Origin of the sequence: Bradyrhizobium sp. SMVTL-02, assembly GCF_051853005.1 — a bacterium.
Classification (GTDB): domain Bacteria; phylum Pseudomonadota; class Alphaproteobacteria; order Rhizobiales; family Xanthobacteraceae; genus Bradyrhizobium.
Genome location: NZ_CP182469.1, coordinates 3,453,727 through 3,472,443 on the forward strand (window position 1 = coordinate 3,453,727; position 18,717 = coordinate 3,472,443).

Sequence of the window (18,717 nt, forward strand, 5' to 3'; positions counted from 1 at the left end):
AAAGCACGCGACCGCACGGTTCGTTTTCCGAAAAGCGTTGCGGCGTCAGTCCTCCCCTCGTGCCTTGCCGTCTTGACCGCGACCGCCAACGGGGCGGGCCGGCTTATTGTTGCCGGGCAAGCAAAGGCGGTCGCACCAAACCAGCGGCTTCACCTGCCGTCAATCGGAAAATGGACAAGTTGACGCCGGCTCAAAAGCTTAAGGGCGCGAAAGCTCGGATTAGCGGCGACCGGCCTGGAAGGCCTTCATCCGGCCGATCAGGAATCTGAGCAACTGGCTGACCGCGTTCGGCAACTCGCGGCCCAACCGGGTGATGATGTGGGCTTCTGCCGAGGCGAGCAGCGCATTGTCGACCGGGAGGGCGACCAGCGATCCGTCCTCGAGGTCCGCTGCCACCGAAAACGCCGGTAGCAGGGTCACGCCAAGGTCGGACCGGACGAAATCTCTCAAGATGCTGATCGAGGTCGTGGTCAGCTTCGGCGAGAGGCCGATCTTCTCGGACGTTTCGGCCATCGCGAGCAACTGACGCGTGCCGTAACCCGCATGCATGATCCCGAGCGTGTGCCTGGCAATCTCCCGGAGCTTGACCGGGCGGCGCAGCTTCGCAAGCGGATGGTCGGGGCGGGCGATCAGGCAGATCGGCTGCCGGATGCCCGCGCAGGAGCGGATTCGCGGATCCTGGGGCGGATGATAGACGAGCCCGATGTGGCAGCGGTCGTCGGCGATGGCGCGAATGACATCGCTCGTGCCCGCCAGTTCCAGCGAAATGGTCAGCCGTGGATGCTTGCGCCAGAACTCGCCGAGCGCGCCACCCATGAGATCGGCGACAAAGCCCTCGCCGAGCACGAGGTCGATGTGACCGCGGTGCAGCCCCTGAAGTTCCCGCAAGCGGGCGAGGGTGTCGTCGCGGTCCACGGTGTGGCGTCGATAATGCGCGATCAGAAGCTCGCCGGCCTCGGTCGGCCGCACGCCCCGGCTATGGCGATCGAGCAGGGCGGCATCGAGCTCCCGTTCCAGCAGGGCGATCTGGCGGCTGACCACCGACGGGTTCACCCCGAGCGCGTCGGCCGCGGCGCGCACGGCGCCGCAGCGCGCGGCCTCGAACAGATAGCGAAGCCGGTTCTCGTCGAGTGGATTGCTCATGCCCAAGTGTTGCTCATGAGGCAACATTAGGCAACCGCGCCGCTGATGCCCAGTCCGGGGCCGGATCCGTATGGTTTTGCCTGAAATCGTAGGGTGAGGGACACAACATGGCGGTCGTCGGCGTCGTTGGGCTCGGGAATATGGGGCGCGGCATGGCGCTCTCGCTGCGGCGGGCCGGGCATGAGGTGCTCGGGACCGACTCCTCGGAAAGGACGCGTAGCGCGCTCGCATCGGAAAGTGTCGCGGTGTTCGAGAGTGTCGGGCCGCTTTGCGCGCGCGCTGATCTGCTCATCCTCTCGCTGCCGACCGCCGAGATCGTCGATGCCGTCGTCGCCGGCGAGGGCGGAATCATCGCCCATGCACGGCCCGGACTGCGCGTCGTCGACACCTCGACATCCCACCCGGAAACGACCCGCCAACTTGCTGCGGCGCTCGCCGCGCATGGCATGGCGATGATCGACGCGCCGGTCAGCGGCGGCCCGAAAGGCGCCATCACCGCCACCATGACCATGGTGATCGGCGGCGCGGACGCTGACGTGGCCGCGGTCGAGCCTGTCCTTGCCGACATGAGCGCGAAGCGCGTCCACGTCGGATCGGTCGGAGCCGGTCACGTCTGCAAGCTCATCAACAATCTGCTGTGCGCGGCGCATCTGTTGACCGCCGCCGAAGCGATGAGCATCGCGCGCGCGGCCCAGGTCGATCCGGCCCGGCTGCTCGAAGGCCTCAATGCCGGCTCCGGCCGGTCCGGCGTCACGCAGGTCAATCTGCCGACCTGGGTTCTGAATGGCGCCTTCGATTCCGGCTTCACCATGAAGCTGATGCGCAAGGACGTGCGCCTGGCGAGCCAGCTCATCGGCGAACTCGCGCTCGACCTGCCGATTGCCGCGGAGGCCGCGCGGATCTGGGCGCAAAGCGCCGCTTCGATCGGCGACGGCGAAGACTTCAACAGGATCGTCGAAACTCAGCTCGAGAGGATGTGAGCGACACATGACCCCTTTCATCGAAACCCGGTTGCGCGATGCGCTCGCGCCGTTCTGGCCTGATTGCGGGGCGATCGGTTCTCACGTCGCGGGCCGCGCCGTCCCTGGCACGGGCGAGGTGATCACGGTTGATGATCCCGCAACCGGCGCGCCGCTCTACGCCTATCGCGATGCCGGCGAGGGGGTCGTCGCCGAGGCGGTTGCAGTGGCCGTCACGGCGCAAGCCGGCTGGTCTCGGCTCACCGGCGCGGCGCGCGGGCGCGTCATGCAGGCGATCGCGCGGGCCATTGAGGGCAAGGCCGAGGAGCTGGCACGACTCGAGTCGCTCTCGGCGGGCAAACCGATCCGCGACACGCGTGTCGAGGTCGCCAAGGTCTCCGAGATGTTCGAGTACTATTCCGGCTGGGCCGACAAATTCCACGGCGACGTGATCCCGGTGCCGTCGAGCCATCTCAACTACACGCGGCGCGAAGCCGTCGGCGTGGTGCTCCAGATCACGCCCTGGAATGCGCCGATCTTCACCTGCGGCTGGCAGGTCGCACCCGCCATCGCCATGGGCAACGGCGTGCTGCTGAAACCGTCGGAGCTGACGCCGCTCACCTCGATGGCAGTCGCGCTTCTCGCAGAACAAGCGGGATTGCCGGTCGGACTCGTCAACGTGCTCGCAGGCTACGGCCACACGACGGGGCAGGCCGCGCTTGGCCAGCCTGCCGTGAACAAAGTCGTGTTCGTGGGTTCAGTACCGACCGGCCGGCTGATCGCGGAAGCCGCGGCCAAGCGGCTGCTGCCCTGTGTGCTCGAACTCGGCGGGAAGTCTGCGAACATCGTATTTGCCGACGGCGACCTCGCGCGCGCCGCGATCGGCGCCCAGTCGGCGATCTTCGCTGGCGCCGGACAGAGCTGCGTCGCGGGCTCGCGGCTGCTGGTCGAGCGCTCCATCTATGATCGCTTCGTCAAAATGGTCGCCGATGGGGCTGCGAAGCTGAAGCTCGGCGCGCCTGGCGCGGCGGAGACGGAGGTCGGGCCGATCAACAACGCCCGCCAGTACGCCCGCGTGCTCGGCATGGTGAAGCAGGGCCTCGAGGAGGGCGCGAAGCTTGCGACCGGCAGCGACGGCAGCCCCGCGAAGGGCGGCTTCTTCGTCGCGCCGACCGTGCTGCGCGACGTCAGCAACAGCATGGCGGTGGCCCGTGACGAGATTTTCGGGCCTGTCGTCGCCGCGATCCCGTTCGATTCCGAGGAGGAAGCGATCGCAATCGCCAATGACAGCGATTTCGGTCTGGCGGGCGCGGTCTGGACGGGCGACGTCGCACGCGCACACCGGGTCGCCGCGCAAGTCAGGGCCGGGACCTTCTGGATCAACTCCTACAAGACGATCAACGTCGCCTCGCCCTTCGGCGGGTCGGGCATGAGCGGCTACGGCCGTTCGAGCGGTGTCGAGACACTGTTCGAATATACCCAGGTCAAGAGTGTCTGGGTCGAGACCGCGGCCGAACCGGCGGTCGGATTCGGCTACGCGCCGGGGATTCGGGAGTGATGTCGTCGGTTATGGTTTGAGCACGTAGATCTTGCCGGGGCGATCGGGCAGGCTTGAAAAACGCTCTCAGCGGCGGCAATCTCCACCTGACTGATGCCTCGATCTGGAGAATCTCGGCTTATGCCGACCGATGCGAGGATCGACGATGAAGCCGCGGCTTATCATGGGGCTTGCCGTTGTTGCGGGCGTCGCCCTGGTGCTCGGCGTCGCCTGGGCCGCCATCCTCTGGACCCGCCCGGAGCCTATTCGCATCGCGTTCGCCAATTCGCTCTCTGGCCCATCCGCCCCGGCCGGGACGGAAAGCCTGATCGCGATGCAGCTTGCAATCGACGAAGTGAACGCCAAGGGTGGCGTCAACGGACGGCCGATTGAACTCGTTCTGTTCGACGACGCAAGCGATCCAGCCGTGGCGCGGGCGAATGCGCAGGCGATCGCCGACAGTCCATGCGTCGCTGTGCTCGGCCATTATCTCAGCTCCGCATCGCTCGCGGCAGCGCCGGCATATAAGGATGCGCGGATTCCGGCGCTCACGGGAAGCGCGGCCGCCGACGATCTGACATCCACCAGTGACTATTATTTTCGTGCGCTCTCGCCGGTCTCCGCACAGGCGCGCTCGATCGCGGAACATCTGCGGGCCGTGATGAAGGAGCCAAGAGTCCGTCTTGTTCACACGCGCGATTCCTACGGCAAGAGTTTTGAGCGTGGATTTGCGGCGGCCTATCCTGCGGAGCAGTTGCGTGTGTTCGGACTGGACCTCTCAGCCGGTCAGATCCGATCGACGGATGAGGCGCTGGACGCTGCCGCGCAGGAGCCCGGTCCCGGTGTCATCGTCGTCGGCGCGGCCGCCGACTATATCGCAGACATCGTCAAGGCGCTGCGTCGCCGTGGCATCAAGGGGACGATCATCACAACCCAGGGCGCGGGCCGCGAAAGCTATCTGAGAAATTTCGTCAACGAGCCCGAGGAACAAACGCGTCCGGGTTTCTTCAGTGAGAATCTGTATGCGGCATCGTCGTTGATTTTCGACAGCGCCGGCGTGGCGGCGCAGGCTTTCGCCGCCGACTACAAAGCTAGAGCGGGAACCTCCCCAAGCTGGGTTGGCGGTGGCTCGTACGACGCCGCGCGCCTGATGATCGACGCGCTGAGACGAGCTGCCGTCCATCGCCAGTTTATGGGGCAGGGGATTCAGAAACCATCCGACAGCAAGGTTGCGGATCGCGACCGGGTGCGCCTCGCACTGGCCGCCATCGACAGTCCGAAATCGGCGGTCGTCGGGCTGACGGGACGGCTCTATTTCAACTCTAACCGCGACATCCCGCGCCCGATCCGAATGGGTTTCTTCCGTTACGGTCGGTTCGTCACGGCGCCGCTGCAACTGGTGCGCATCGATCAGCCGGATGGAATCGATCTCGACGCCGAACGGGAGAAGGGCCATGTCATCGCGTTCGAGCGTCGGCGCTATTGGATTCAACGCGTCGTTTACACCGGCATCGACATCATTCGCGTCAGTCGAATCGACGTGAAGCAAAATTCGTTCAACGTCGACTTCTATCTCTGGATGCGGTTCGCTGGCGACGATGAGGCACAGACGCACGTCGAATTCCCGGCCTTGCTGGATCGCGGGGCATTCGATGCAGCTCGGCCGATTCAGGCTGGACAGGAAGACGGCCTGAGCTATCGGCTCTATCGCATCAACGGCGATTTCAAGGCCCGTTTCGATCTCCATGATTATCCGTTCGACACGCAGGAATTGCGTCTGCATTTCCAGAACACGGAACAGCGGCGGGAACTCATCACCTATGTCATCGATCGGTTCGGCTTGCGCCTTGCCGACGACGGAAGCTCGCGGGCCGAGGACGGGGCCTATTCCGGACTTCCGCTCTGGCGATTTCTCGGACTGAAATATTTCGTCGAAGCCATGTCCAGCGGATCGACGCTCGGCAAGGCGTCGCTGTTCGATGCCGAGGCAATGACGGAATTCGCAGGATTCGATGCGACCATCGTACTGCGTCGCAGCTCCTCCATCTACATGCTGAAGAACCTGCTGCCGATGTTCTTGCTCGTGCTCGTCGTTTTCGCGACGCTGTTCTTTCCCGAAACCATGTTTCGTGAACGCGTGACGATCCCGGTGACCTCCATCCTGGCGAGCGCAGTGCTGCTCGTAGCGGTGAGCAGCCAGATCGGCGATGTCGGATACACGGTGGTGGTCGAAGAGATGTTCTACATTTTCTTCGTACTATGCCTGATGACGATATTGGCGGGCTACAAGCACGAAAAATTTCGGGCCGCCGGCCGAAAACGCTCCGCTGTTGTTCTGGATCACGCAGCGCAGGTCATCTATGCCGGGACGGTGCTCGCTGTCATCGTCGTGCTCTATCGGCGTTATGCCTCGTGACGCCTAATGCACTGACGCGGCGCTCCGGGGCCGGATCATGCTTCAGCCGCCGGTGACGCTCATGTGCCTGGAGACGCTGGGGCGGTTGTGACGACGGTCGATGATGAAATCGTGGCCCTTGGGCTTGAGTCCGATGGCGCGGTCGATAGCATCCGCAAGCAGCATGTCGTCATCCGATGCACGCAGCGGCTTGCGCAGGTCCGAGGCATCCTCGTGGCCGAGACAGGTGTGCAGCGTCCCCGTGCAGGTGATGCGCACGCGGTTGCAGGATTCACAGAAATTGTGGGTCATCGGCGTGATGAAGCCGAGCTTGCCGCCGGTCTCGGCGACGCTGACATAGCGCGCGGGCCCGCCGGTGCTCTCGGCAAGATCCGTCATGGTGAATTGCTGGGCGAGGCGCGCGCGCACCAGCGACAGCGGCAGGTACTGGTCGATGCGGCCCGAGCCGATCTCGCCCATCGGCATCACCTCGATCAAGGTCAGGCCCATGCCCTTGCCGTGGGCCCAGCGCATCAGCGAAGGCAGCTCGTCCTCGTTGAGGTTCTTCAGCGCGACCGCGTTGATCTTCACGGCGAGGCCAGCGGCCCGCGCGGCCTCGATGCCTTCCAGCACCTTGTCGATCTCGCCCCAGCGGGTGATCTCGCGAAACTTCTGCGAGTCGAGCGTGTCGAGCGAGACGTTGATGCGGCGGACGCCGCAATCGGCGAGCTCCCGGGCATGCTTTGCCAGCTGCGTGCCGTTGGTGGTCAGCGTCAGCTCGTTCAGGGCGCCGCTCTCGAGGTGCCGCGACAGCGAGCGCACCAGCGACATCACGTTGCGGCGGACCAAGGGCTCGCCGCCGGTGAGGCGCAGCTTCTTCACGCCCTTGGCAATGAAGGCCGAGCAGAGCCGGTCGAGTTCCTCCAGCGTCAGCAGGTCCGCCTTGGGCAGGAACGTCATGTCTTCCGACATGCAGTAGAAGCAGCGCAGGTCGCAGCGGTCGGTGACCGAAACGCGCAGATAAGTGATGGTCCGCCCGAACGGATCGGTCATCGCGCTCGACAGCGCAGCGCGGGGGCTAGCAGAAGATCCGTTCATACCAAATGCCTTGTCACTTACGGCAACGGGGCACCTTTGCTTCGGCGGTGCTCTGGAAGCAATCTAAGCACCGGACGCGGCTAGGACAATCGGGTGGTATACGTTACCCAGCGCTTGCTCGCGTTCGGACCGGGACACGGCGAGCCGGCTGTGGGTGCGGCAACAGCCGGCGCCGCGGCTGCTGCGACGAACCGCCACATCGCGGGCGGCCCTTAGGGACGTCGCTGGGGCGGGCAACCGGCGCGTCGCGCATAGTTAATTCGTAACGCGCGACATCTTCGCGTTTTTTTGCTGTGATTTCAGTTACTTGACGAGCTCCAGCCCGTCATCAGGCTGCTGGCGGCCGCTGGCAGGTCGCGCATGTGATGGATCAGCCGGTCCGGCTTGAGCTCCGCGATCGGCACGTCCGTGTAGCCGAAGCTGACCCCGATCACGGGCACCCCGGCCCGCCGGGCGACCCCGATATCGGTTCCGGCGTCGCCGACCATGATGCTGGATTTCACGTTGCCGCCGGCCCGGGCCACCGTCTCCCGGAAGATGGTCGGATCGGGCTTCTGAACGCCAAAGGTGTCGGCGCCGCAGATCGCCGCGAAGCGGCGGCTCAGGCCAAGCTGGTCCAGGAGGCGCCTGGACAGCCATTCCAGCTTGTTGGTGCAGACCGCGAGGCGATGACCTTGCGCCGCAAAATGGTCGAGCGCTCCCTCGAGGCCCTCAAAGGGGCGGGATTCGACGGCAATATGCTCGGCGTAATAGCCGATGAAATCTGCCGTCATACGGTCCATGTCGGTCGGGCGGACGGTGCGGCCCTCGGCCTCCAGACCCCGCTCGATCAGCTTGCGGGCGCCGGCGCCGATCATGTTGCGGGCCGAGGCCATCGGCACGGGTGGCAGGCCTTCGCGGTCGAGCACGTAGTTCAGCGCGGTGATCAGGTCGGGCGCCGTATCCACGAGCGTGCCGTCGAGATCGAAAACGAGCGTGTAGGACGAGGTCATGGCGGGCGAGGTCATGGCGGGCGAGATCATGGGCCAAGCGCTATCGGGCCGGCCGGATCGGCGCAAGGGCAGAAGCAATAAGTTCACCTTATAAGATCGGCGCAGAGGCCTGTTCCGGCGAGGAAAACGAGGCTACATAGGCCGCACTCTCAAAGCCGGAGGCGGGCGCAAACGTGAACATGGACCAGTTGAAGCGGCAGGCGGCGGCGCGTGCGCTGGAGGAGGTGCGTGACGGCATGCGGCTCGGGCTCGGCACCGGCTCGACCGCAAAGCACTTCGTCCAGCTGCTCGGCGAGCGAGTCGCCGCCGGGCTCAAGGTGATCGGCGTGCCGACCTCCGAGGCGACGCGCGCGGATGCGGAACGTTGCGGCGTGAAGCTGACCACGCTGGATGAGATCGACCATCTCGACATTACCGTGGACGGCGCGGACGAGATCGATCCCGAGCTCAATCTGATCAAGGGGGGCGGCGGCGCGCTGCTGCGCGAGAAGATCGTGGCCGCCGCCTCGGATCGCATGATCGTGATTGCGGACGACAGCAAATGGGTGCCGACGCTCGGCAAGTTTCCGCTGCCGCTCGAGGTCATCCCGTTCGGGCTTGGCGCGACGCGCCGCGCGATCGAGAAGGCATTTGCGGACTGCGGCGTTTCCGGGCAAATGGCGGTCCGCAAGGCCAAGGACGGCCACGTTTTCGTCACCGACGGCGGCCACTGGATCGTCGATGCCGAGCTCGGGCGGATCGCGGATCCCGCCAGCCTTGCCAAGGCGTTGAGTGCGATTCCCGGCGTGGTCGAGCATGGACTGTTCATCGGCCTGGCCAGCTCGGCTGTTTTGGCCGGCGGCGAGGGAATTCGCGTGATTGAACGGCGTAAGCCGAAAGGAGACTGGAAATGAAGAGCGTTTTGAAATTGTTGCCGGCCGCGGCGATTGCTGTGGCGCTTTCGGCTGCTTCGGCCATTGCCCAGCAGCCGGCACCGGCAGCGCCCAAGGCTGCGGCACCGGCCCAGCCGAAGGCCTCGCCGGCGGCGATTGCCGCAGCCCGTGAGATCCTGCAGATCAAGAATGCCACCGGGATGTATACGGGCGCCGTGCCCGGCCTCGTCGAGAAGACCAAGATCGCGCTGATCCAGCAGAACCTGAACTATCAGAAGGACCTCAACGAGGTCGCCCCGATCGTGGCCCAGCAGCTCAACGGCCGCCAGAACGAGATCGGCGAGGGCATGGCGCAGATCTACGCCAGCGAGTTCACCGAGCAGGAGCTGAAGGACCTCGTCACCTTCTACAAATCGCCGCTGGGCAAGAAGCTGATCGACGCCGAGCCGCGCGCCATCGGCCTCTCCATGGCCTTCATGAACTCCTGGGCCCAGAACTTCTCCGAGACCGTGATGGGGGCCTTCCGCGCCGAGATGCGCAAGCGTGGCAAGGAAATCTGACAAACACTATCTGACCAGAATCCTGATCGTGGTCCAGCAGAGGTCGGAGTGGACAATGGCTGAATTCGACGTCGACCTCTTCGTCATCGGTGGCGGCTCGGGCGGCGTGCGTGCCGCCCGCATCGCGGCCGGCCACGGCGCCCGCGTGACGATCGCGGAAGAGTACCGCATGGGCGGCACCTGCGTGATCCGCGGCTGCGTGCCCAAGAAGCTGTTCGTGATCGGCTCGCATGTCCGTCACGAAATCGAGGACGCCGCCGGCTTCGGCTGGACCATTCCGTCCATGAGCTTCGACTGGGCGACGCTGATCGCCAACAAGGACAAGGAGATCGCGCGGCTGGAGGCGGCCTATACGACGAATGTCGAAAAGTCGGGCGCGCAGATCGTCAAGAGCCGTGCGATGATCGAGGACAAGCACACCGTCCGTCTGCTCGAGAACGACAAGAAGATCACCGCAAAATACATCCTCATCGCCACCGGTGGCGCGCCCAACCATGGCGCGGCGATTCCCGGCATCGAGCACGTGATCTCGTCCAACGAGGCGTTTCATCTCAAGAAGCTGCCGGAGCGGATCGTGATCCAGGGCGGCGGCTACATCGCGCTGGAATTCGCCGGCATCTTTGCGGGCTTCGGCTCCGAGGTCACCGTGATCTATCGCGGCGACAACATCTTGCGCGGCTTCGACGAGGACGTGCGCGCCCATGTCCGCGCCGAGATGGAGAAGCAGGGCATCACCATCCTCACCGGCTGCACGGTGACCAAGGTCGACCGCCACGGCGAGGATTTCACCACTCATCTGTCGAACGGCTCGAGCATCGCCTCGGACCAGGTGATGTTCGCGATCGGCCGCCATCCCAACGTCGCCAATCTCGGCCTGGAGAACGCCGGCGTCGCCATCAATCCCAGGAATGGCGGCATTGCGGTCGATCATTTCTCCAAGAGCTCGGTCGACAGCATCTACGCGATCGGCGACGTCACCCACCGTTTCAACCTGACGCCGGTCGCGATCCGCGAGGGCCATGCCTTCGCCGACACGGTATTCGGCAAGCGCGAGGTGCAGGTGGATCACGCCAACATCCCGACGGCCGTGTTCTCGCAGCCGGAGGTCGGCACGGTCGGCCTGACGGAAACCGAGGCGCGGGCGCAATTCAGCCACGTCGACATCTACAAGACGACGTTCCGCCCGATCAAGGCGACGATGTCCGGCCGCGACACCCGCGTGCTGATGAAGCTCGTGGTGGACGGCTCGTCCGACCGCGTGCTCGGCTGCCACATCGTCGGCGATTGCGCCGCCGAGATCACGCAGGCCGTTGCGATCGCGGTGAAGATGAAGGCGACCAAGGCGGATTTCGACGCGACCATCGCGCTGCATCCGACCGCGGCCGAAGAGCTCGTCACCATGCGCACCCCGACCGCGCGGCACGTGCGACAGGCGGCGGAGTAGGGCCGGCGGCACGAGCGCCCTCAACCGAATAAGCCGGCGCGCGCTTTCCCTCTCCCCTTGCTTGTGGGAGAGGGGGGCTCGCCGCGGAGCGGCGAGACGGGTGAGGGGTCTCGCTCCTCACGAACGCTGCTACGAGGGGAGAGAACCCCTCATCCGGCGCTTAGCGCCACCTTCTCCCACACGGGAAAGGAAGAAAGCCGCGGGCGTCTGCTGCGACGCGCTTCAGCTATACAGATATCCGACCGGCTTGCCTTCGGTGCGCAGGGGGCGGACGTCTCTGTGGGTGATGATCTGGCCGGCGAGGCCGTCGATCTCGTCGCGTTGCGTCGGCGTCCAGCTGCGCAGCTCGTTCATGCCCTTGAGCAGGCCGAGGCGGAGGACCTGGGTGTTCTCGCCGACGCCGATGAGGCTGATCGATTCCTTGCCCGCCGTCACCACGTCGCCGGCGGAAAGCTCAAAGCTCTCGCCGGACTTCTTCCTGAATTCTGCGGCGCCGCGAATGACGCGGTAGATCACGACCTCGCCCTTGGCGAAAAAGGCCGGGTCCGCGGCGATCGACGCGCTCTTCGGCAGCAGCGAATGACTGCTCGGATCGGTTGCGATGATGTGGCCGGTGACGAGATGACCGCTGGGAATCTCGATGCCGATATCGCGCACGTAGACCGGCATGGTCGATTTGACCGCACCGCCGGTGAGCGGCTTGAACAGCGCGTCCAGCGCGAGGGGATCCTGAAGCCAGAAGCCGGCATCGGCGGGCCGGTTATGCAGCGGATGGCTCCAGGCCACGCGCGGCGTTTCGTCCTCATTGATCTGGTCCGGGCCGACAATGGTCGGGTTTGGAAAGGTGGTGGGATCGGTGATGAAGGCTTCGAGGAATTTGCCGGAATAGCCCATCGAGATCGGATCGGGCACCACCGTCTGCGGCGTCTTCAGGTTCTCTTCAGTCGACAGCCCCGACCAGGTGTAGAATAGCTGGCGATGCACGATCGCGCTTTGCAGCATCACCGCGCCCGGACCGACATTGTAGAAGCGGCCGTCATAGTCGAAAGTGAATGCGCCCGATGTGACCAGCACGAGCTGGAATCCGCCGGGCGGAAGATGAAGGTGGAAATCGGTGGGGCCGGTGTCCGGCCGGTAGATCGGCAGGTTGGTCGCGACCTCGTGCAGCAGGAAGGTTTCGTTGTTGGCGTGAAAGCCCTCATTGGCGCGGTTGTAGAGTGCCTGCGGCCGGTAGGTTGCCTCGAACTTGGCATTCTTGTCGCGGTCGATCGCGACGAAATCCCTGTCATTCAGGCGAAGGGGTGAACCGTTCGGGCGGGTGAGGCCGGTGAATTTGAGGTCGCCCGCAGCATGCACATTCATGGCATTCTCCGATGTGAGGCCGTCATCCCGGAGCTGGGCGGACGCATCTTGCTGCTCCTGTCGTGGGAGGGCAGGGAAGCCGGCGTGACGATGTCTTGCGAATTTTGGGCCAGTCGGCGTGCGGCGCAGCGCGCGGGCTCCGCGGCTTCGCGCGGCGAGAGAAAAATCGAAGTTGCGCCTGAGCTTAGATCGCGCGGTTGACCAGCCCGCGACGCCCGTTCGCAAAACCCGCAAGTCCGATCGAGGGACGCATTTTGGCTAATTTGGCGGCATCTCCTGCAAAGGTCATGCAGTCGTGCAGGCCGCGAGCACAGGCAAACGCCGGCGGCTCAGCCTCGTGGGCGGCTCATTCGAACGACCGACGAGCCATCCGCTCCGGCTTGCCCGGCATCATGTCCGTGCGCATGAAACTCTCCCATGTTCATCGATGATCACGTCTACAGATCGATCACGACATCGCCTTGGGGGCGTGCGCAGCAGATCAGGACATTGCCGTCCGCCGGCCCGTCGAGCGGATCGGGTACGTAGCTGACCTCGCCGGCGACAAGCCCGCTCTCGCAATTGTGGCAGACCCCCGTGCGGCACGACCAGCGCACGGGGACGTCGCAAGCCTCTGCCAGCTCGAGCAGGCTGGCATAGGATGGTGCCCAGCCGACATTGAGGCCGCTCCGCGCGAAAGACACCATCGGTCCCGGGCCGGGTGCTCCGACCGGCAAATGTGCTTGCACTCTCGGCGCAGCGGCAATGCCTGGTGTCAGCGAGGGCTTGCTGCCGAACAGCTCGGTGTGGATGCGATCGGATGCGACGCCCAATTCGGACAGGCCGGCCGTGAGGTCGTTCATGAAAGCGGCTGGTCCGCAGAGATAGAAGTCGGCGTCGCGCGGGACGTTGAGCTGTTCAAACAAGCGCCGGTCCAGATGTCCGGTGCTGTCGAAATCGATACCCAGGCGATCGGCCGGATCGGGCGCGCTGAAGCAGATATGGCTGTGATGGTGCGTAATCCCGGCCAAGAGTTCGTGCGCCTCGGCGGCGAAGGGATGCTCGCGGCCATTGCGGGTGCCGTGCAGCCACCAGACGTCCCGCGTCGCGCCTTCCGCGGCCAGCGCGTGCAGCATCGCGGGCACCGGCGTCACCCCGATGCCGGCGCTGAGCAGGACGACGGGCCGGGTATCCTGCCGGAGCGTGAAACTGCCGCGGGGCGCACCGAGCTCGACGACGTCGCCGGTCTTGAGTTCGTCGGCGACATAACCGCTGGCCGCGCCGTGAGTCTCCCGCTTGACGCTGATGCGATAGGACACGGCATCGGTGCGGCGCGACAGCGAATAGCTGCGCGTCATCGCGGATGGCCCGAGCCGCACGATGACGAACTGGCCGGGCAGGGCAGTGGCGACGGCGCCTCCGTCGGCGGGTTCGAGGATCAGCGATGTCACAGTGCTGCTCTCGCCGATTTTGTGCGCGACGCGGAACGGCCTGAAGCCACGCCAGGCAGGTGGCGGGCTCGCGGCCGGGCCGAGCCCGTGGTTTCCCGAAGCCGGTTTGTCCTTCTGTTGCTCGAGCAGCGCCGCAAAGGAATGATTCCAGCCGCGGCTCAGCGCCGGAATTTTCAGCGCGCGTTCCAGGCGCTCGCGCGGATGAGGCGGCAGGTAAAGCAGCGCGTTGACCTCGGATACGCTCATACTCTCGGGACCGCTCGTGACCTGCGTGATCTCGTCGCCAGCCTCGACGTCGCCCTCCTCGATCACACGAAAATAGAAGCCGGGTCGGCCGTGCTTGACCAGCAGCGAGGGCATGTCAGGCTGGTCCATGCGAATACCGAGCCGGTAGCAGGTGACGCGCGGCTGCGTGACTTCGAACAGGGCCGAGCCGATCCTGTAGCGGTCTCCGATGCACACGTCGGTGTCGGCGAGTCCTTCGACGGTGAAATTCTCGCCGAACTGACCATGAACGAGGTCCGGTCGGCCCAGTTGGCCCTGCCAATAGCGATAGGATTCGACCTGATAGACGAAGACGGCGCGATGCTCGCCGCCGTGACCCGCGGTATCACCCTGGCCGTCGCCGTCGATGTTGAGCCGGCGTACCCTGCGCGGTCCAGAGACGGGACTCTTCCAGATGCCGGTGTGGACGGTTCTGCCTTGCCAGGCGACGTCGCGCGGCAGGCCGACATTGACGGAAAGCAGACGGGCCATGGACATTCCCCTGCGGAACCAGCGCGGCTGCGCAACCCGGCGAATTCCAGATTGCCGCAGCGTCAATCTGCATCCAGATCGGGGTTTTGGCCCGTTAGTGGTTGTTAGACGTTGCTAGAGTGCCTTGCGACCGGCCGTTGGGCGCCGATTTGAAGAGCCAAGGCGGGAGACGGGAGAGACGCGATGGATGATCAAGCGACGCTGGCTGCGCTCCGGCGCCATTGGGACGCCTCGGATGCGAACGATTTCGAGGCCGAGCACGACCTCTATTGCGAGGATGCCGTGCTCGACTATCCGCAATCGGGCGAGCGCATTCGGGGCCGCAGGAAGATCCAGGAGAGCCGTTTCGTGCAGCCGAACAGAAAGCGCTTTGCGGTCCGGCGGATCATCGGCGGCGGCGACCTCTGGGTGAGCGAGTTCGTCCTGAGCTATGACGAGGCGCCGTCCTACGTCGTGAGCATCATGGAATTCCGCGACGGGCTGGTCGCGCACGAAACGCAATATTTCGGCAACCGGTTCGATCCGTCACCGTCGCGTGCGCATCTTGTCGAGGTGACGAGGTAGAAGCGACGCTGTCGGCCACTCCGTCATTGCGAGGGCAGCGATCCAGAGTCTTTCTGAGGAGGGATTCTTGATTGCTGCTGCGCTCGCAAGACGATGTGGAAGCGCGTCCGAACGCGCGCACCGTTGCTTGGCCAAGCATGGCAACACGGAACCGATGCGGCGGCTGGTCGCAGTCGCTTCGCCTTGATTCCGACAGAGCGATCTTTATTTCTGAGGCGAACAAGAATCCGGGCCCCTCTGGCGAGGACGCCGACAGATGTCGGCAAACCTCGCGATGTCGGATGACCTGTCCCGCGCGAATGCGATGGATCGGCCGACTGTCGGGCCTTCTCGAGTTCCTTCCGACCCGCCGTTCCCATCGCAGCTCCGCGCGGCCATTTGCGCAAAACGAGGAGCAACGATGTCTGACGCCAAATTCTCCCATACGATCGAGATCACCGAACCGTCCAGCCTGAACGAGCAGGCCGCGGCGGCGCTGGTCATTGCCGGCGCGCTCGTCGCAGTGGCCGACCGCCGCGTTTCGCCGGTCGAGCGCGACGAGGTGATCGGCTTCATCAGGGCACGCGGCTTGGCGCCGCATATGAGCGACCAGCGGCTGCTTTCGATGTTTGACGAACTGGCGGAACGATTGGAAGAGCCGGACTTTGCCAATGTGGTGATCGACACGCTGCGGCCGGTTTCGAACATGCCGCTGTCATCGCATCTGATCGAGCTGTCGGAGCGCGTCGCGGCCGCGGACGAGGACGTGCATCCGCATGAGGTGCAGGCGATCAAGCTGCTGCGGCTTTTGACGCTGGTGCTGCCGCGCGCAAAGCAGGTCGGGACGGATGCGGTGAGCACCGCCCCAAAGGAGTGAGCATGAGCACGGCATCGGATGAGCACACGACCGGGACCGCGGGCGCCGCCAGCCAGATGGCCGGCGGCGATCCGCGCCTCGACAAGCTCGTCCATCGGCTGCCGCCGCGCATGGGCGACGCCGTCTCCTATCTGCTCAAGCCGTCCAGCCGTTGGGTGCGAATCCCCTCGGGCGCGCTGCTCGTCGTTGGCGGCGTGCTCTCCTTCCTGCCGGTGCTCGGCATCTGGATGCTGCCGCTCGGCCTCGCGCTGCTCGCCGAGGACGTGCCGGCGCTGCGTTCCTCCCGTTCCAAGGTCCTCGACTGGGTCGAGCGGAAGAAGCCGGGATGGCTCGATCCGTCCACAGCGAAACATGATCAATCATGACTGAGTTCATCACCACTGAGGCGCTGACCGCCCTGCTTCAGGTCGTCCTGATCGACCTCGTGCTCGCCGGCGACAACGCCGTCGTCATCGGTCTTGCCGCGGCCGGCCTTCCGGCCGATCAGCGCCGGCGCGCCATCATCGTCGGCATTGCCGCCGCAACTGGCTTGCGCATCGTGTTTGCCGGCATCGCGACCCAGTTGTTGCAGGTGATCGGCCTGCTGCTCGCCGGTGGCGTGCTGCTGCTTTGGGTGTGCTGGAAGATGTGGCGCGAGCTGCGCGAACAGTCGCATTCGGGCGAGCTCGCATTCAACCATGGCGGCGGCGCCGGCGCAGCGCCGGTGCAGCGAAAGACCTTCGGCCAGGCCGCGGTGCAGATCGTCGCCGCCGACGTCTCGATGTCGCTGGACAACGTGCTCGCGGTCGCGGGCGCCGCGCGCGAGCATCCCTACATCCTGGCCTTCGGCCTGTTGCTGTCGGTCGCGATGATGGGCGTTGCCGCCGACCTGCTCGGCCGGGTGCTGCAGAAGCAGCGCTGGATAGCCTATGTCGGTCTCGCCATCATCGTTTACGTCGCCTTCGAGATGATCTATCGCGGCTCGCTCGAGCTTGCGCCTGTGATCGCGAGTCTCTAGGCGCGAATCCTTGAAGCGAAATTTGCTGCCTGCACTTGCGGAGTGATCAATGAAGTCTGAACCCAAAGCACATTTGGTTGAGCCGTCGTCGCGGCCCCAAATCGGCCCATTCGCCCAGCTGATCTTCGGCTCGCGCTGGCTGCAGGTGCCGCTCTATGTCGGCCTGATCATCGCGCAGGGCGTCTACGTGCTGCTGTTCCTGAAAGAGCTCTGGCACCTGGTGGCGCATTCCTTCGACGCCAGCGAGCAGCAGATCATGCTGGTCGTGCTCGGACTGATCGACGTCGTCATGATCTCGAACCTACTGGTGATGGTGATCGTCGGCGGCTATGAGACCTTCGTTTCCCGGCTCAACCTGAGCGGTCATCCCGACGAGCCGGAATGGCTCAGCCACGTCAATGCCAGCGTGCTCAAGATCAAGCTGGCGATGGCGATCATCGGCATCTCCTCGATCTCGCTGCTGCGAACCTTCATCGAGGCCGGCAATCTCGGCACCACGCGCAGCAATTTCACCGAGAGCGGCGTGATGTGGCAGGTCTTGATCCATCTGACCTTCATCATCTCCGCGATCGGCATCGCCTGGGTCGACCGCCTCAGCGACAACGGCCATCGCAAGGCGGCAGGCCACGGCTGAGCGCGGGCGCACCCGACCGGACGTCACGGCGTTTGAGGATGGGCCGCGTTCTCGCGCCGCTCGCGCTCGCCCAGTTCGCGCACCAGCTCCTGAAGGAAGGATTCGGTGTAGGCGGGTAGCGTCCGCTCGGCACGGACATAGATGCCGAGATCGGACCAGACCGGGCTGCCGGCATTGTCGAGCGGCAGGAAGACGAGCTGGCCGTCGCGCGACAGCCTGTTGATGCCGAGCTGGGTCTGGAAGGCGACGCCGACACCGCGCGCGGCGAGCTCGCGCATCAGGTCGATCGAGTTGGCCTGGATCGCCGGCTCCGGCGTGTCCGAGAGCTGCGCGATCAGCGGCTGCAGCAGATGATAGATCGACAGCTCGGGCAGCGCGTTGATGACGGGGAAGGCGAGGCATTGCTCCAGCGTCACCGTCTTGCGGCGCGCCAGCGGATGCTCGCGTGCGACCACGGCGCCGAGACGAAACCGCTTCAAGGCAACCTGCCGCAGATCGGGCGGGTGGCGGAGTGCCATGGCGATGCCGATGTCGGCTTCGCCCCGGCTCAAGGACTCCAGCACGTCCGACGATCCCTTCACCTCGGTGGCGAAGCTGACGCGGCGGGCGCGGCCGCGGTGGGCCGCGATCAGGTCCGGCAGCACGGATTCCGTCAGCGATTCGATGCAGGCGATGCTCACGGTGCCGCTCCAGGCGCCGGACAGGGACGCGACGTCCGAGCGGAAGCGGTCGAGGTCCTGGAGCACGTTCATGACATGCCGGGCCAGCATCTCGCCGACCGTCGTCAGCGTCAGGCCGCGTGCATTGCGCTCGAACAGGGGTGATCCAACCTCTTGCTCCAGCTTGAGAATCTGGCGGCTAACGGCCGAGGAGGCAACGTTCAGGACCCGTGCCGCGGCGCGGATCGAGCCGGTGCGGCGGACGGCGTGGAAGTACTGGATGGACGGTGAGTGAAAGCGCATGGGACCCCCGGGTCCAACTATAGCCGTTGCCGAAACGGCAGCAACATGTACGAAATTCTCTGCTTTTCGAGAGCGCTGCTCGTCCCTAGGTTCGCCGCCGGTTCGGCCGCCCATTCGGGAGGCCGCCGGCCTTCCGCAACGGCACCGTCAGGGGAT

17 protein-coding genes are annotated in these 18,717 nt (G+C 65.1%); 11 read left to right on the top strand and 6 right to left on the bottom strand.

Annotated features, from left to right (window positions below; all coding sequences use genetic code 11):
- Positions 1 to 219: 219 nt before the first annotated feature.
- Positions 220 to 1,143 (bottom strand): LysR family transcriptional regulator, encoded by a 924-nt coding sequence (locus ACNJYB_RS16035; RefSeq protein WP_439374824.1) that lies wholly within the window; start codon positions 1,141 to 1,143, stop codon positions 220 to 222.
- 107 nt (positions 1,144 to 1,250) lie between these two features.
- On the opposite strand from ACNJYB_RS16035, the gene ACNJYB_RS16040 reads away from it, so the two are divergent.
- The 3 genes from ACNJYB_RS16040 (at position 1,251) to ACNJYB_RS16050 (ending at position 6,055) form a co-directional block, all read left to right on the top strand.
- Complete coding sequence (locus ACNJYB_RS16040; protein ID WP_439374825.1) at positions 1,251 to 2,123, top strand: NAD(P)-dependent oxidoreductase; 873 nt, start codon at positions 1,251 to 1,253, stop codon at positions 2,121 to 2,123.
- Between the two features lie 7 nt (positions 2,124 to 2,130).
- The gene (locus ACNJYB_RS16045) at positions 2,131 to 3,660 is read left to right on the top strand and encodes an aldehyde dehydrogenase family protein (RefSeq protein WP_439374826.1); all 1,530 of its coding nucleotides are present in this window, start codon (positions 2,131 to 2,133) and stop codon (positions 3,658 to 3,660) included.
- 145 nt (positions 3,661 to 3,805) lie between these two features.
- On the top strand, positions 3,806 to 6,055 hold the full coding sequence (locus tag ACNJYB_RS16050) for an ABC transporter substrate-binding protein (RefSeq protein WP_439374827.1): 2,250 nt from the start codon (positions 3,806 to 3,808) through the stop codon (positions 6,053 to 6,055).
- 42 nt (positions 6,056 to 6,097) lie between these two features.
- Here ACNJYB_RS16050 and moaA read toward each other — a convergent pair whose 3' ends face one another.
- Both moaA and ACNJYB_RS16060 read right to left on the bottom strand, forming a co-directional pair.
- Positions 6,098 to 7,132, bottom strand: a complete 1,035-nt coding sequence (moaA, locus tag ACNJYB_RS16055; protein ID WP_439374828.1) for a GTP 3',8-cyclase MoaA — start codon at positions 7,130 to 7,132, stop codon at positions 6,098 to 6,100.
- A 299-nt stretch (positions 7,133 to 7,431) separates the two neighbouring features.
- Positions 7,432 to 8,124: an HAD-IA family hydrolase gene (locus ACNJYB_RS16060; RefSeq protein WP_439375571.1), complete on the bottom strand. Its 693-nt coding sequence runs from the start codon at positions 8,122 to 8,124 to the stop codon at positions 7,432 to 7,434.
- 173 nt (positions 8,125 to 8,297) lie between these two features.
- Here ACNJYB_RS16060 and rpiA point away from each other — a divergent pair, with 173 nt between their 5' ends.
- Genes rpiA through gor form a run of 3 tightly spaced genes read left to right on the top strand, consistent with a single transcriptional unit; the run spans position 8,298 to position 11,000 of the window.
- Complete coding sequence (gene rpiA / locus ACNJYB_RS16065) at positions 8,298 to 9,017, top strand: ribose-5-phosphate isomerase RpiA (protein ID WP_439374829.1); 720 nt, start codon at positions 8,298 to 8,300, stop codon at positions 9,015 to 9,017.
- On the top strand, positions 9,014 to 9,556 hold the full coding sequence (locus ACNJYB_RS16070; RefSeq protein WP_439374830.1) for a DUF2059 domain-containing protein: 543 nt from the start codon (positions 9,014 to 9,016) through the stop codon (positions 9,554 to 9,556). Before rpiA ends, ACNJYB_RS16070 begins: the two co-directional genes overlap by 4 nt.
- Before the next feature lie 55 nt (positions 9,557 to 9,611).
- Entirely contained in the window at positions 9,612 to 11,000 is a 1,389-nt protein-coding gene (gene gor, locus ACNJYB_RS16075; protein ID WP_439374831.1) for a glutathione-disulfide reductase, read from the top strand.
- A 222-nt stretch (positions 11,001 to 11,222) separates the two neighbouring features.
- Here the strand turns inward: gor and ACNJYB_RS16080 are convergent, their stop codons facing one another.
- Both ACNJYB_RS16080 and ACNJYB_RS16085 read right to left on the bottom strand, forming a co-directional pair.
- On the bottom strand, positions 11,223 to 12,362 hold the full coding sequence (locus tag ACNJYB_RS16080) for a hypothetical protein (RefSeq protein WP_439374832.1): 1,140 nt from the start codon (positions 12,360 to 12,362) through the stop codon (positions 11,223 to 11,225).
- Positions 12,363 to 12,799: 437 nt separating this feature from the next.
- Positions 12,800 to 14,548: an MOSC domain-containing protein gene (locus tag ACNJYB_RS16085; protein ID WP_439374833.1), complete on the bottom strand. Its 1,749-nt coding sequence runs from the start codon at positions 14,546 to 14,548 to the stop codon at positions 12,800 to 12,802.
- 183 nt (positions 14,549 to 14,731) lie between these two features.
- On the opposite strand from ACNJYB_RS16085, the gene ACNJYB_RS16090 reads away from it, so the two are divergent.
- From ACNJYB_RS16090 to ACNJYB_RS16110, 5 genes are all read left to right on the top strand, one after another.
- Complete coding sequence (locus tag ACNJYB_RS16090) at positions 14,732 to 15,112, top strand: nuclear transport factor 2 family protein (protein WP_439374834.1); 381 nt, start codon at positions 14,732 to 14,734, stop codon at positions 15,110 to 15,112.
- Positions 15,113 to 15,512: 400 nt separating this feature from the next.
- The gene (locus ACNJYB_RS16095) at positions 15,513 to 15,968 is read left to right on the top strand and encodes a TerB family tellurite resistance protein (protein WP_439374835.1); all 456 of its coding nucleotides are present in this window, start codon (positions 15,513 to 15,515) and stop codon (positions 15,966 to 15,968) included.
- A 2-nt stretch (positions 15,969 to 15,970) separates the two neighbouring features.
- The gene (locus tag ACNJYB_RS16100; RefSeq protein ID WP_439374836.1) at positions 15,971 to 16,333 is read left to right on the top strand and encodes a hypothetical protein; all 363 of its coding nucleotides are present in this window, start codon (positions 15,971 to 15,973) and stop codon (positions 16,331 to 16,333) included.
- Complete coding sequence (locus tag ACNJYB_RS16105) at positions 16,330 to 16,965, top strand: TerC family protein (RefSeq protein WP_439374837.1); 636 nt, start codon at positions 16,330 to 16,332, stop codon at positions 16,963 to 16,965. The genes ACNJYB_RS16100 and ACNJYB_RS16105 overlap by 4 nt, the downstream gene beginning before the upstream one ends.
- Before the next feature lie 49 nt (positions 16,966 to 17,014).
- Positions 17,015 to 17,599: a TIGR00645 family protein gene (locus tag ACNJYB_RS16110; protein ID WP_439374838.1), complete on the top strand. Its 585-nt coding sequence runs from the start codon at positions 17,015 to 17,017 to the stop codon at positions 17,597 to 17,599.
- Between the two features lie 23 nt (positions 17,600 to 17,622).
- Here the strand turns inward: ACNJYB_RS16110 and ACNJYB_RS16115 are convergent, their stop codons facing one another.
- Positions 17,623 to 18,561 carry a LysR family transcriptional regulator gene (locus ACNJYB_RS16115; RefSeq protein ID WP_439374839.1) on the bottom strand — a complete coding sequence of 313 codons (939 nt, stop codon included), beginning with the start codon at positions 18,559 to 18,561 and terminating at the stop codon, positions 17,623 to 17,625.
- Positions 18,562 to 18,717: the final 156 nt, after the last annotated feature.